This is a genomic window from Methylobacterium aerolatum (genome assembly GCF_022179085.1).
In the GTDB taxonomy this organism is placed as follows: Bacteria; Pseudomonadota; Alphaproteobacteria; order Rhizobiales; family Beijerinckiaceae; genus Methylobacterium; species Methylobacterium aerolatum.
Map to the genome: position 1 here is coordinate 70,637 of NZ_BPQE01000024.1, position 13,488 is coordinate 84,124.

Consider the following 13,488-nt stretch of genomic DNA (forward strand, 5'->3'; position numbering starts at 1 on the left):
CCTGATCGCAGATCTCTCGCTGCTTCCGCTTGCCGACTGAAGCGTCTTCAAAAACCGAAATTCACCTGCCGACTGTTGCCGCGCTTGAGATTATGGAAACGCGACAGAGCAAATAGAGGAAAGAACAGGCGGTATCCATGGTACTTCAGATAGAAGACACGCGGAAAGCCGACGGCATTGTAGGCGCGCTCTTGCCATTCCCCCTGAGCCCCCTGGCTGCTCTGAAGGTAGGCTGCGCCCTTCGAGACGGCCGGATGATCGGCCTGCCCAGCGGCCATCAGGCCCAGCATGGCCCAGGCAGTCTGCGATGGTAGGCTCTCGGCATTTTCAACGTAGCGGCCAACGTCGTAGCTGCGCTCGTCCTCGCCCCACCCCCCGTCGGCGCGCTGGATCGAGATCAGCCAGTCCACGGCCCGTCTAACCATCGCATCGTCGTGGGGCACCCCGGCAGCGTTCAGGGCGCAGAGCACCGACCATGTTCCGTAGATGTAGTTGGTGCCCCAGCGCCCGTACCAACTGCCATCCGGCTCCTGCTCGGCCCGCAGGTAGGTCAATGCCCGATGAATGACCGGACGGTCTTCTTCGCGTCCGATCTGCGCCAGCAGCGAAACGCAGCGTCCCGTGACGTCTGCCGTGGGCGGATCCAGTAGCGCGCCGTGATCGGAGAATGGGATATGGTTGAGAAACTCCCGGTCGTTGTCAGCGTCGAAGGCCCCCCAGCCGCCGCTCCGGCTTTGCATGCCGACGATCCAGCCCCGTGCCTTCTCGACGGCCTCAGCGTGCTCAGGCCGACCGTTGCGGTGAAGCAGCATGGCGACGACGGCCGTGTCGTCGACGTCAGGATAGTGGTCATTGCGGTACTGGAACGCCCAGCCGCCGGGCCGCAGATCCGGTCGGGTTTCCGCCCAGTCGCCTCGCACCTCGGTGACTTGGCGGGCCACCAGCCAGTCACAGGCAGCGTCCAAGTCCTTCTGGGCGTCGACGCCGCCACTCCGGCATGCCTCGATCATTGCATGGCCTGACAGGCTGGTGTCCCAAACTGGCGACACACAGGGCTGGCAGTAGATTTCATCCTCGTTCTCGACGAGCAGCTTGTCGATTGCCTTCCAGATCGTGATGCAGCGCGGATCGTCCCTGGGGTAGGCCAGCACGTCGTACATCATCAGCGCATAGGCCATGGCCGGGTAGATCGCGCCCAGGCCATCCTCGCCGTTTAGGCGCTCGTCCACGAAGGCAACCGCCTTGGCAATGGCCTTACCCCGGGCGATCTTCGATAACACTGGCTCGGTCACACGCAGAAAGGTGTCGATGTACTTGAAAGCGACGCCCCAGCGCGACCGATAAGGGCCGCGGATCCAGTCGCGAACATCTTCCGGTGAGGTACGGAAAATCTCATCGAAGCTCAGCCCCTGCGGGTTGCGTGCTCGCGGATGCAGGGCTTGTAGGACGAGGAGCGGGACGACGCAGGTGCGTGCCCAGTACGACATCGCCCAGATGTTGAAGAAGAACCACTTGGGCAGGTACATAACCTCGACCGGCATGACCGGCACGCCGCGCCAAGGGATTGCTCCGAACAAGGCAAGCTGAATGCGCGTGAAGACATTGGCGCGTTCCGCGCCACCATGATCGAGGATCGCTTGCCGCGCTCGGATCATGTGCGGCGCCTGTAGATCGTCGCCGATGGCCTTGAGGGCACAGTAGGCCTTCACGCTGGCAGAGAGGTCGAATGCCCCAGCATGGAACATCGGCCAGCCACCATGTTCGCCCTGAATGCGCCGAAGATACACTCCGATTTTGGCCTGTCGGTCGGGCGTGATGCGGTCCATGTAGTGCTCAAGCAGCACGTACTCGGCCGGGATGGTAGCATCCGCCTCCAACTCGAAAACCCAATGCCCGTCGCCTCTTTGGCGCCTCAACAAGGCGCGGCCGGCACCAGCAATGCTATGCAGGATCTCGGGCGCGGAGAAGCGTGGCTCCGTGTTCATCGCTGTGCTCGTAAGGGGCTGGATAGGCGAGAAAGGGCTGAGCGGTTAAAAGCGCGTCATGGCGAGAAGACGCTCGACGACCGCCGCTCGTTGTTGGACATCCATTGGGTAGAGCCCGAATGTTTCGGAGGCCCACAACCCATTCGTGACCAGGCGCAGGATGCTGGCCTTGACGGGGTCGGCTTCGGCTAGATCCTCATCCAGCCATTGAGCGGCCAGCTCACGCCACCTGTTAAGCAAGGTTGGATCGAACTGCATGGCAGCCGCGATGGCGACCCCAAGGCGGTTCTTGTCCTGTTCAAAATACGCGGAGGCGTAGATGGCGGCGCGAACCCGTCGTCCACGGGGATTGAGATCGGCCGCTGCATAGCGCTCTAGGTCGGCCTTAAAATGATCGAGGAGGTCGGTCATCAGGGCGTCGAGCAAGTCGGCCTTACTCGAGAAATGATGCAGTAGCGCCCCCTTGCTCGCTCCGGCTTGCTTCGCGACTGCCTCGAGGGTGAGCGCCTGGATGCCCTGTTGCGCGGCGATCTGAGCCGCCGCGGCGAGCAGGCTCTGCTTGAGGTCAGCAGCTTTCTTAATCTGCGCAGGAGAGAGGCCCATCGCCACCCACTACCGTCCAGCCGGTCTTTTATCAAGGGACGTTTGTGCGTCCGATGTTTGCCAGCCATCGGTGGAAAGGATGGCTGGTAGCCGAACTAACGAACGAGGTGGGGGGCCTGAGCTGGCACGGCGGCAATGTCCATGCTCAAGCATCTTCATCAAAGACTAGACCGGCGGGAAAGAACCGTCGGCTGCCGATCATGCATTCTTTTATCTCGCCGTAAAAAATGTCCCCATCATCTTCGGTGGATCGCAGTCAACTGAGGAGATAACGGATCATGAGTTCGCTTGCAGCTCGGCAACCGTATTCGGACGCATCCTCGCCAGACCTCGGAGGAATAAGAGTGATGAGGTCCCGCCCGCTCAAAAGGGCCACGATTTCACTCTCCGTCAACGTCATCGAGCGCGCTTGGAACAAGGCGATGCGGACGTGCTCATCGTATCTCTTCGGCGGGGCGTGTCTGAACATCGGCTGAGAGGCCGTGAATGATCGCGTCACGACCGGGACGGAGCGCCGGTTCAACATCCCGCGATCTTTGCCAGACATGTTGCGGATCGAAGCGACGTACCTCACCGACGTTGGATACCGCACGCAGATGGGAAGGCGTCTCATACGATATCCCACCCTCACGCAGCCCAACCTCGACGAAGTCCGGCCGCGCCTCGAGCATCGTTGCGCAGTGCTGCCGCCAGGAAGGCGCCGGTATTGGTTGCAAGGGAGCCCAGCGAGGGGTCGTCGAGGTCAGGAACTCGGGCCTGGGCTGAACCGACGCCGGCGACACCAAGTCCTGGGGTTGATGCAATGAGGCGAATTTGTATCGTCATAGGAATTAGGTCTTACAAAGTACGTAAGGGTCTAGAGGCTTCGACGGGCATGCAGAGTGCGGCGCCTAGCCGCCGCACATCCCAGAACATTTAGGATACGGAACGGTTCCGTATCGCCAGGCGATATCGTTAGCCACGGCAAGCGACCGCGAGCCCGCCAAGCTCATACATGCACAGGACAGGCGCGCACCGGACGGCGAAGCGTGTCTGCTGTGGTATCGCGCCTGTCAGGGACACAACCAAAAAATGGAACGATACCGTTTATTAGTCGTTCAGCTGGCGACCGACGATGCTTGCGTCATGCGATAATCCACCTGAGCGACCCGATGCGCTACCTTCGTTTAGCCGGACTGTTCCTGACCATGATGGCCGCCTCTCTCGTGACGCCGGTCCGCGCCCAGGAGATGCCGGGCCAATCGATGCAGCCTAAGTTGTTGATCCACGGTCACTATTGCGGTCAAGGGAACGACGGCCCAAGCGTGGCGCCGGTGGATGCGCTCGACGCCGCCTGCATGCCTCACGATGCGTGTATGCCGGACGTCGGGTTGCCCTCCTGCGGCTGTCATCGGCGGCTTAAGCGGGACGCCAGCCTGATCGCCGCCAGCCCGCGTCTTTCTGAGGACATTCGGATGCTGGCAGGCTTGATCGCGCGGGGGAGCGATTTGATGATGTGCCGAGAAGGCCACACCGCCCGCAGCAACTGATCCAGACCGGACAGCGGTAGTCGGCGAGATGTCCGCACGCCCGCATCAAGGCACATCGGTCGCGAGGGAGATGCTGCCGCAGCCTCCCTCGGAGCCGACTACGACAAGCTCATTCGTTGGTAAGCTTCAGGGGCGGCAGCTCTCGAGGAAGAACTCGACGGTGCGCTTCAGGGCAGCCCGTTTTACATGTGTCAATTCTGCCCGTTCCAGCCCCAGGACTGCTCGGTCGACCGGCGGACGCATGGTCAGGTTCAGGAAGCAATCGGCGGCGAAGCGGATATCGGGAACTTTGATCTCGCCAGCCTCGACAGCCTGTTCGAGGCATCGCTCGATCAGGGAATGAAGCCGTGACTGCCCGAAGTCGTTCATCACCAAGGCGAATTGCGGGAAGCGTATAGCCTCGGCCGTGATGATGCGCTGGAACGCGATGACATCCGGCGTCAAAGCGACCTTCAGCGATGCGAGGGCGATCCGGTGGAGGCAGTCGCTCGCCGATCCGACATGACCCGCCTCCCGCTCGATGACGGGGATGCGCTCCTCAATGAAGCGCAGGAAGACGGCCTCGAACAGGTCGGCCTTCGAATTGAAGCGGACGTAGAAAGTCTTCTTCGAGATCCCCGCGGCAGCCACGATACTGTCAATGCTGGCGGCCTCGAACCCTTCGGCCAGAAAGATCGGCGTTGCGGCGTCGAGGATGCGCAGGGTCGCCTCGCCCTCAGTCCCGCGTGCGGGACGCCCCGGGCGCCGCGCGCTCGTCAGTGTCGTTTCACTCGACATGATGCGTTGCCATTTCTACCCGGCGGAAACGTATCAGGAGCTTTTCCGCGAAGAAAGAGCCCCATGCCACATCAGGTGATCCCCGGAGATGCGATGCGCACACCTGATTTGAGAAAGCCGGTTGCACGCAATTGACTCCGCGTCTAAGGAACGAATCCGTACTATTTAATTGCGATCCGAGACTGGCAACGCGATGGCCGAAAGCGAACGGGACACGGGGCCGGGATCGGCGGACGACAACCAACGGCGTGAGGACGACGCCCGTGGATCGAGCCAGGACCGCAGAAGCCGGGATCAGAAACGACGGACACCGGAGGCCAAAGGCGACGGAGTTGAGGACGGAGACGCGAAGGCGTCTTCGCCGCTGAAGAAGACCTGGGTGAAGGTGCTTCTCGTCGTGATCGTGATCGCGGTCCTCGTCGGCGGTGGAGTCTGGGGATGGCGGTACTGGACCGTCGGGCGCTTCATCCAGGAAACCAACAACGCCTACGTCAAGGCCGATCAAGTGACGGTCTCGCCCCAGGTCTCGGGGTACGTCTCGTCGCTGCCGGTGTCGGCGAACCAAGTCGTGGCTGCCGGTCAGATCCTGCTGACCATCGACGACGGCGAGGCGCAGGCGAGGCTCTCCGAGCAGCAAGCGCTGGTCGACGTGCGACAGGCCGACGTCGCCCGAGCGGAGACCGAGCTCTCGCGGCAGCAGGCGCAGATTGACCAAGCCAAGGCGCAACTGTCCGCCTCGCAGGTGACCGCGAAGTTCTCGTCCGATCAGGTCCGGCGCTACAAGCCGCTCGCCGCGTCGGGCGCCGACACCGTGGAGAAGCTCGACCAGTATCGCAGCCAGGCCGAGCAGAACGACGCGCAGGTCGAGATCAACAAGGCGCAGCTGCTCTCGGCCACCAAACAGGTCGACTCCCTGAAGGCGGCAGTGGTCCAGGCCAAGGCGGCGGTGGATCAGGCCCGCGCCGGGCTGCTCCGAGCCCGCATCGACATCGGCCACGCCACGATCAAGAGCCCCATCGCCGGCCGGGTTGGCGACCTGACCGCCCGGGTCGGCCAGTACGTCCAGGCCAGCACGCGCCTGATGAGCGTCGTGCCGGTCGACGACCTCTACATCGACGCGAACTTCAAGGAGACCCAGATCGGCCTGATGCGGATCGGCCAGCCGGTGACGGTTTCGGTCGATGCCCTCTCGGGGAGGGATCTGCAGGGGCGCGTGGCCAGCTTCTCGCCGGGTACCGGCGCGCAGTTCGCGCTGATCCCGCCGGAGAATGCCACGGGCAACTTCACCAAGATCGTACAGCGCGTGCCCGTGCGCATCCGCTTCAAGGCCGGTGCAGAGGCCCGCAAGGTGCTGGTCCCCGGCCTGTCCGTCGTCGTCTCGGTCGACACCCGCGCCGCTCGCGCGGAGGAGGAAGACGAGGAGCCGGCCGAGGAGCCTGTGGCGCAGGTCGGCCCGGGCGGACAGGTCGGCCGTTCCCGCTCGGCGGGCGCAAAGCCATGAGCGCACACCACACCCCACCGGCCAAGGCTGATGCTGCCGCTTGGCTCGCCGTCGCGGCCGGGACCATAGGCGCGCTGATGGCGACCCTCGACACCTCCATCGTCAACGCGGCCCTGCCGACCATCCAGGGCGAGGTCGGCGCCAGCGGCTCGGAGGGAACCTGGATATCAACAGCCTACCTTGTCGCCGAGATCATCATCATCCCGCTCACGGGATGGCTCGAACGCGTCTTCGGCCTGCGCAACTTCCTCGTCACTTGCACGATCCTGTTCGTCGGATTCTCGGTGCTGTGCGGCGTGGCGACAAACCTCAACATGATGATCATCGGTCGCGTCGGCCAGGGGGTGGCCGGCGGCGGCATGATCCCGACAGCGCTCACCATCGTCGCCACCCGTCTGCCGCCGGACAAGCAGCCCGTCGGCGTCGCCCTGTTCGGCATGACGGCGGTGCTCGGACCGGTCGTCGGTCCCGTCATCGGTGGCTGGCTCACCGAGAACGCGAGTTGGCACTACCTGTTCTTCATCAACGTCCCCATCGGCCTCGGCCTTCTCGTGCTGCTGTTTGTCGGTCTGCCACACGAGAAAGCCCAACCGGCGCAAGTGCTCGAAGGCGACTGGTTCGGCATCCTCGGCCTCATCATCGGCCTCGGCTGCCTCACCGTGGTGCTGGAGGACGGGCAGCGCGAGCAGTGGTTCGCCTCGAACCTCATCGTCTCGCTGAGCGTCGCTGCGACCTTCGGGTTTGTCCTGCTCGCCATCGGGCAGTTCACCGCGAAGGCACCCGTCATCGACATGAGCATCCTGCGCACGCGGGCGTTCGGCAGCGTGTTCCTGATGAGCTTCGCCGTCGGCGGCGGCCTCTACGGCATCCTCTACCTGATCCCTCAGTTCCTCTCGCAGGTGCCACGCTACAACGCCGAGCAGGCGGGCCACATCGTGCTGCTGTCCGGCGTCCCGACCCTGATGATGCTGCCGTTCTTCCCGCTCCTCATCCGGGTGATCGACGTCCGGATCGCGGTAGCCCTTGGCTTGGTCTTCTACGGCTGGAGCTGTTTCCTCGATTCCGGCCTCACAACCGAGGATGCCGGCGGCCAGTTCGTGGTCTCCCAGCTCCTGCGCGGGGTCGGACAGGGCTTCGCGTTGCTGTTCCTCAACCAAGCCGCGACGAGCTCCGTCCCGCCGGAAAAGGCGAACGACGCCTCCGGCCTGTTCAACGGAGCCCGCAACCTCGGCGGCTCCTTCGGCCTGGCCCTGATCACCACCCTGCAGGAGCGACGCAGCGACCTGCATACGGACCGCCTGCTCGAATCCGTGAACGCCAATTCCGTCCTGGCGCAGGACCGCTTGAATGCGATGGGCGGTGCCGGCGGCCCCGACGGCATGCGCCAAGCTCTCGCCGGCTTCAAGCAGGTCATCGACGCCCAGGCCCTGGTGATGACCTTCTCCGACCTGTTCTTCGTCTTCGGCGTGATCATGCTGGTCGTCATCCCGCTCGTCCTGTTCCTGCGCCCGCTGCCCAAGGGCGGCCCGGTCGCGATGCATTGAGCCAGCCATGATCCCCAACACACTTCTGCGGGGCATGCTGCCCGTGACGGCAGCCCTCCTCGGCGGCTGCGTCGTCGGCCCGGACTACGGGGGCGCACCGATCGCGGCGCCACGCGCCGAGGCGGGTGCTCCGTTCATGCGCGGCGTCGCGGTTCGCAATGCCGTTGCTGTCGATCCGCCGGCCCGATGGTGGACGACCTTAGGCGACCCCGTCCTGAGCGACCTCGTCGAGGCGGCCCTCGCCTCCAATACCAACGTGCGGATCGCATCGGCGCGGCTGCTCCAGTCCCGGGCCGTGCTCGGTCAGAGGACGGCAGCCCTCGCGCCCAGCATCTCAGCGAATACCTTCGCCCTGAATAACCAGCTGCCGGTCAGGGATTTCGTCGGAAGTGGCCTCGGGTCGGCCGGGGGGGCGGTTCCGAAGTCACTGAACATCGACCTCTACAACGCCAGTTTCGACGCCACCTGGGAGATCGACATCTTCGGCGGCAAGCAGCGCGCCATCGAGCAGGCCGCCGCCCAGGGCGAGGCAGCAGAAGCGGCCGTGGCCGACGCGCAGGTGCAGGTCGCGGCCGAAGTGGCGCAAGCCTACGTGACCCTGCGCGGCGCCCAGAAACGCCTTGCCTTGACCCAACAGGCGGCAACACTCCAACGCGAGGCGGTCGGCCTCAGCCAGCAGCGCCTGGCCGGCGGGGCCGCCTCGTCGCTCGACGTTGAACGCCTGCGCACTCAGTTCGAGACGACCGCCTCGCAGGCGCCGCAGCTCCAGGCGCAGATCGACCAATCCCTGAACCAGATCGCGGTGCTGGTCGCCCGCGAACCCGGTGCCGTCGATGCGGTGCTCAAACAACCCCGGGCCGTGCCGATGCCGCCGCGGGTGGTGGCCATCGGCGATCCCGGCAATATGATCCGGAGGCGGCCGGACATTCGCCGGGCGGAGCGGCAACTCGCGGCCGCCAACGCCCAGATCGGCCAGTCCGTGGCGCGACTGTTCCCGCGCGTGAACCTCATCGGCAACGCCGGCTGGGTCTCGCCCAACATCGGCTCCATCGGCTCGCTGGCGGCCTCGACCTACAGCCTCGGGCCGACTCTGTCCTGGAGCATCCTCGACTTCGGGCGGACCCTCGCTCAGATCAGGCAATCCGAGGCGGGCGCCGACGAGGCATTGGCGCAGTACGAGCAGACCGTCCTGCAAGCGATGCAGGACGCCGAGACCTCGCTGTCGCGCTACGGCAATCAACGAACCACCGTCGCCCGTCTGGCCCGGGCCAGCGCCTCGGCCGGCAAGGCCTCGATGCTGACCGATCAGCGGAACACGGCCGGCACGATCAGCACCATCGACGTGCTCGACGTCGAGCGCCAGCGCCTCCAGGCCCAACAGAGCCTCGCCCAGGCGCAAGCCGATTACACCACAGCCTACGTCGCGCTCCAGAAGAGCCTCGGCCTCGGCTGGGGTCTACCTGTCGAGCATACCGCCCTGATCGCACGCTGATCTCGTTTCCTCGGCTGAACGGAGTTGCCCGTGACTGCAACCAAGATCAACGACCAAGTTCTGGCATCAACGGTGGCGCTCGTCTGCTCCTATGTTGCGCATAACAGTTTGCCGGCCAGGGAGCTGCTGGACCTGCTGAGGCTGGTCCATGGAAGCCTGAGGTCGCTCTTCCCGCAGCTTACTCCCCGGCCGGAGCTCGACGGGCGGCTCAGGATGACTCCCATGGCCATCCGAAATTCGATCGGGCCGGATGGCGTCGTCAGCTTCATCAACGGCAAGACCTATCAGGTCCTCAAGCGTCATCTCAGGGTCAACGGGCTCGATCCGGACGGATATCGCGAACGGTTCGGCCTGCCGGCCAGCTACCCGATGACCGCACCCGGCTACAGTCGACGCCGATCCAGGCTCGCGAAAGACATCGGCTTCGGAACTCGACGGCAGGGGGCGGCCTGAGAAGGGCGGGCGGGATCAGCCGGGTTTCCGCCCCGGACCACGCAGGGCACTCCTCCGCCCTATGCAGTTCTTCAACGGATCGCGCGAATGCCCTCATCGCGCGGTGCGACGGCCGGTTCGACCTTCCCGATCATCAACGGACCGGCCGTTTGCCAATTCCCGGGGGTCTCCCACCCCCGTTCCCCGCCCATGACCTCCGACGAGATGAGGGTGTTTGGCTCCGAACGCCCGATGGCCGTGAGGTGTCGATGAAGGCGGGATCACGCAGTCCGGGGCAGATCCTCTCAAAGGCGATTTCGCGATGATTGATGAAACCAAGATCGACAAAGCGAAAAAACAAGAAAAATATCGTGCCCCTTTTTCTATTGGTATGACGATGGGTCTGTTGTTTTTGCTCGTATTTCTTGTTTGCGGTAGTTTACTATACTGGACATATACAAATAGAAAATCGCACGGCGTTGCCGCCACACCCCGTCACTCTCTAACCATGCCATAGCTATCCGCGTGATGGACTTGCGGGTCCCGATCATCGGTTACCCGCCGTCCCATTCCGTCCTCACCGTCCGAGTTGCCGGTTCACCCGGAGGCAGTCCCATGCCAATCCCAAAGCGCAAATCACACGCTTATGCCGTCCTTTTGTCCGCCCTCGTCGGATCACTCGGAGCATGCGCCTCGCTTCCCCGCACACCCTACGCCGCGGGTGAATCCGCCGCGGCCGAGGTCGCGGGCATCCCCGGCGCCCGCGCCTTCTCCGACGCATCTGTCGAGACTTTCACGGCGATGCTGTCGAATGCGTCGGCACGCAATCGCCCGTTTTCCTATCTCGCCCTGTCGGGCGGAGGCGGTGACGGTGCCTACGGGGCGGGCATCATGAACGGATGGACCGCCGCCGGCACCCGCCCCGAATTCAGCCTCGTTTCGGGTGTGAGTACGGGGGCGCTCATCGCTCCATTCGCCTTCCTCGGCCCGGCCTACGACCCGGTCCTCACCGAGATCTACACCAGCGGCGTCGCTGAGAGCTTGGTGAAGAATCCGAGCGTCGTGAACGTGCTTTTCAGTTCCGGGCTTTTCGGTGACGACCGCCTGCGGGACCTCGTCGGGCGCTACGTCACGCCTGACCTGCTCACCGCCGTCGCCGCCGAGCACGCCAAGGGCCGCCGTCTGCTGGTCGTGACCACCAACCTCGACGCCAAGCGGGCGATGATCTGGAACATGGGTGTCATTGCCGCCAGCGGCGCGCCCAACGCCGTGTCTCTGTTCAGGGACGTGCTCACCGCCTCCGCGAGCATCCCTGCCGTATTCCCCCCGCAGCTCCTCGACGTCCAAGTCGGAAACCGAACTTTCCAGGAACTGCATGTCGATGGTTCGGTGGTGACGCCGGTGTTCACGGTGCCGCAAGCATTCATGGTGGGGGATGGGCGAACCGGCGTGGCCCCGCGCAAGTCCGACATCTACGTGCTGATGAACGGCAGGGTCGAACCCGAGTTCGAACTGGTGACCAACAATACGCTGTCCATCGTCGAGCAGGCCGTGGCGACCGGCAGCCAAGCCCGAAGCCGCGCGAGCCTCGCGGCGACCTATGCCTTCTCGCGGGCTCACCGTATCGGCTTCCACCTCACGTACATCGACGAGGGCGCCCCACGCACCTCGACCGCTCGCGGCTTCGACACGGCCTACATGCGCAGCCTCTATCAAGCTGGCTACGACAAGGCCCGGTCCGGATCTGCATGGCGTGGGGACGTTCCCGTCTCCCCACTGGCGGCCAAGGTCATCGCATCGACGAACTGACCCTGACCCAGCAAACTGGTCCACGCTGAGCGCAAGTTTTTCGGGCATCCTGAACCCTGAAGGAGGGTGGATGCCATGCCTCGCAAACGCTTCACGAACGAGCAGATCGCCTTTGCCCTGCGACAGGCGGAGAACGGCGCCACGGTGGACGAAGTCTGCCGGAAGATGGGCGTGTCCGAGCCGACGTTTTACCGCTGGAAGAAGCAGTTCGTCGGCATGGGGGTGCCGGAGATCCGCCGGCTCAAGCAGCTGGAGGACGAGAACAGCAAGCTCAAGCGACTGGTGGCCGACCTGACGCTGGACCGCTCCATGCTGCAGGATGTGCTCAAGCGAAAGTGGTAAGGCCCGCCGCTCGCCGCGAGGTCGCCGGTCACCTGCAGGGGGCCTACGACATCAGCGAGCGCCGGGCCTGCCAAGCCACCGGTTTCGGCCGCTCGTCCCAGCGTTACAGGAAGCGCTCCGACCCGCAGGTGGCGCTTCGCATGCGGCTGAAGGAGCTTCCGTGCCTTCCAAGTCACCGAGGCCCTGGACGCCTTGGTCCGGCTGCGGGGGCGGCCCAAGAGCCTGCGGGTCGACAATGGACCGGAGTTTGCCGGACGCATGCTCGATCAGTGGGCGTACCTGACCGGGGTTGAGATCGACTTCTCCCGACCGGGCAAGCCGACCGACAACGCCTACATCGAGTCGTTCAACGGCCGCCTACGGGCGGAATGTCTGACCGCCTCGTGGTTCCTGTCGCTGGCCGATGCCCGCGAGCGCATCGAGGACTGGAGGTGCCACTACAACGAAGATCGACCCCATACGGCCCTGGGCGGCTTGACGCCCCGAGCCTTCGCCAACCAAGCTGTCACAGCCCGAGAACTTGCATAGGTCGTGGACCATAAACCGGGTCAACCCCAGGCCCACCGCACACTAACTCTACACTTGGACCACCTCGTGGGGGCCGATCAGATGCACTGCTAAGTGCGGCCGGCGGATCTCCGTTTTTCGCGATAGCGACTTTGCCTCTCGGCATCTGTCATCGCCACGGCGCCCACAGGCTTGCGGCCGCGTTTCCGGGTTTGCCCAGAAACTTCTAGATTTTTGTCGCTCAAACTCCGTACGAAATTTCTAATTTCGGCGTAGCTTAAACTTCTCTTCTCCGACATCAGCTTGATGGCAAGAGCGTACCCAATATCTCGGCTCTTCTTGTACCTACTCGTCTTCTCAACGAAATATATGAGTCCGTTTGCTCCGAACTCTTCAAGAGATTTCTTCTGATAATAGGCGACAATCGACCAAGATGATAATTCACGATACCTATCTGTCGACAATTTAAATAAAATCCCAAGCTCGCTCCTTAGCCATTGTACGTCAAAGTTCGACGCAACATTTATGCCCGTCAATCTTTGGTGTCGATACATTAGAAGGCACTTGTACCTGGCGACAACCGGATCGACCTTCGAATGGTAGTTATGACGGATGTCAGCATGCATGGCATCATGAAGTGACTGGATGCGATCTCGAGTTGCCGAGTCCATCACAAAATTTTCGACGCCAAAGTACAACGCCAGCGAGTCCTCTGCGCATCTATGGCGAGTCTCGCTCGCCCTATTTCGTCACTTTCTTCGTGACGATAATTCGTGACAGAATTCGTGATCGCCCACAAGCGGCTGAGACATTTTTGTGACGATTTTCGTTATAGCTTCGAACCGTCCGGTACAGCTGGGCGAATGCGCGTCGAAATTCATTTCCACTGAAGCGCCGCTCTCAACACGGCGTCCGCAAAGCTGGTCAAGCTCAAACTCCCGTTGTAGCGCGCTGCCCAAGTCGCCGC

10 protein-coding genes and 1 pseudogene are annotated in these 13,488 nt (G+C 63.4%); 7 read left to right on the forward strand and 4 right to left on the reverse strand.

The window, feature by feature from the left end:
* Nucleotides 1-47 precede the first annotated feature (47 nt).
* Nucleotides 48-1,985 (reverse strand): squalene--hopene cyclase, encoded by a 1,938-nt coding sequence (gene shc / locus MFF06_RS16780; RefSeq protein WP_238205992.1) that lies wholly within the window; start codon nt 1,983-1,985, stop codon nt 48-50.
* A gap of 45 nt (nt 1,986-2,030) precedes the next feature.
* Nucleotides 2,031-2,588 carry a TetR/AcrR family transcriptional regulator gene (locus MFF06_RS16785; RefSeq protein ID WP_238206011.1) on the reverse strand — a complete coding sequence of 186 codons (558 nt, stop codon included), beginning with the start codon at nt 2,586-2,588 and terminating at the stop codon, nt 2,031-2,033.
* Nucleotides 2,589-3,739: 1,151 nt separating this feature from the next.
* Between MFF06_RS16785 and MFF06_RS16790 the strand changes: the two genes are divergently transcribed.
* On the forward strand, nt 3,740-4,117 hold the full coding sequence (locus tag MFF06_RS16790; RefSeq protein WP_238205994.1) for a phospholipase A2 family protein: 378 nt from the start codon (nt 3,740-3,742) through the stop codon (nt 4,115-4,117).
* 126 nt (nt 4,118-4,243) lie between these two features.
* Here MFF06_RS16790 and MFF06_RS16795 read toward each other — a convergent pair whose 3' ends face one another.
* Nucleotides 4,244-4,894, reverse strand: coding sequence for a TetR/AcrR family transcriptional regulator (locus MFF06_RS16795; RefSeq protein ID WP_238205996.1), 651 nt, complete (start codon nt 4,892-4,894; stop codon nt 4,244-4,246).
* A gap of 379 nt (nt 4,895-5,273) precedes the next feature.
* Between MFF06_RS16795 and MFF06_RS16800 the strand changes: the two genes are divergently transcribed.
* The 6 genes and pseudogenes from MFF06_RS16800 (at nt 5,274) to MFF06_RS16825 (ending at nt 12,542) form a co-directional block, all read left to right on the forward strand.
* Entirely contained in the window at nt 5,274-6,395 is a 1,122-nt protein-coding gene (locus tag MFF06_RS16800; protein WP_238205999.1) for an HlyD family secretion protein, read from the forward strand.
* On the forward strand, nt 6,392-7,939 hold the full coding sequence (locus MFF06_RS16805) for an MDR family MFS transporter (RefSeq protein ID WP_238206001.1): 1,548 nt from the start codon (nt 6,392-6,394) through the stop codon (nt 7,937-7,939). Before MFF06_RS16800 ends, MFF06_RS16805 begins: the two co-directional genes overlap by 4 nt.
* A gap of 34 nt (nt 7,940-7,973) precedes the next feature.
* The gene (locus MFF06_RS16810) at nt 7,974-9,431 is read left to right on the forward strand and encodes an efflux transporter outer membrane subunit (RefSeq protein ID WP_238206003.1); all 1,458 of its coding nucleotides are present in this window, start codon (nt 7,974-7,976) and stop codon (nt 9,429-9,431) included.
* A 30-nt stretch (nt 9,432-9,461) separates the two neighbouring features.
* Complete coding sequence (locus tag MFF06_RS16815; protein ID WP_238206005.1) at nt 9,462-9,884, forward strand: Ros/MucR family transcriptional regulator; 423 nt, start codon at nt 9,462-9,464, stop codon at nt 9,882-9,884.
* A 594-nt stretch (nt 9,885-10,478) separates the two neighbouring features.
* Nucleotides 10,479-11,672 (forward strand): patatin-like phospholipase family protein, encoded by a 1,194-nt coding sequence (locus MFF06_RS16820; RefSeq protein WP_238206013.1) that lies wholly within the window; start codon nt 10,479-10,481, stop codon nt 11,670-11,672.
* A gap of 75 nt (nt 11,673-11,747) precedes the next feature.
* Nucleotides 11,748-12,542: pseudogene (locus MFF06_RS16825) on the forward strand (integrase core domain-containing protein).
* Nucleotides 12,543-13,270: 728 nt separating this feature from the next.
* On the opposite strand, the gene MFF06_RS16830 reads toward MFF06_RS16825, so the two are convergent.
* A partial coding sequence (locus MFF06_RS16830; RefSeq protein ID WP_238206007.1) for a hypothetical protein occupies nt 13,271-13,488 on the reverse strand: 218 nt, incomplete at its 5' end.

Coding starts and splice junctions, on each gene's coding strand:
- shc (WP_238205992.1), bottom strand. CDS start 1,985: ATGAACACGGAGCCACGCTTCTCCGCGCCCGAGATCCTGCATAGCATT.
- MFF06_RS16785 (WP_238206011.1), bottom strand. CDS start 2,588: ATGGGCCTCTCTCCTGCGCAGATTAAGAAAGCTGCTGACCTCAAGCAG.
- MFF06_RS16790 (WP_238205994.1), top strand. CDS start 3,740: ATGCGCTACCTTCGTTTAGCCGGACTGTTCCTGACCATGATGGCCGCC.
- MFF06_RS16795 (WP_238205996.1), bottom strand. CDS start 4,894: ATGTCGAGTGAAACGACACTGACGAGCGCGCGGCGCCCGGGGCGTCCC.
- MFF06_RS16805 (WP_238206001.1), top strand. CDS start 6,392: ATGAGCGCACACCACACCCCACCGGCCAAGGCTGATGCTGCCGCTTGG.
- MFF06_RS16810 (WP_238206003.1), top strand. CDS start 7,974: ATGCTGCCCGTGACGGCAGCCCTCCTCGGCGGCTGCGTCGTCGGCCCG.
- MFF06_RS16820 (WP_238206013.1), top strand. CDS start 10,479: ATGCCAATCCCAAAGCGCAAATCACACGCTTATGCCGTCCTTTTGTCC.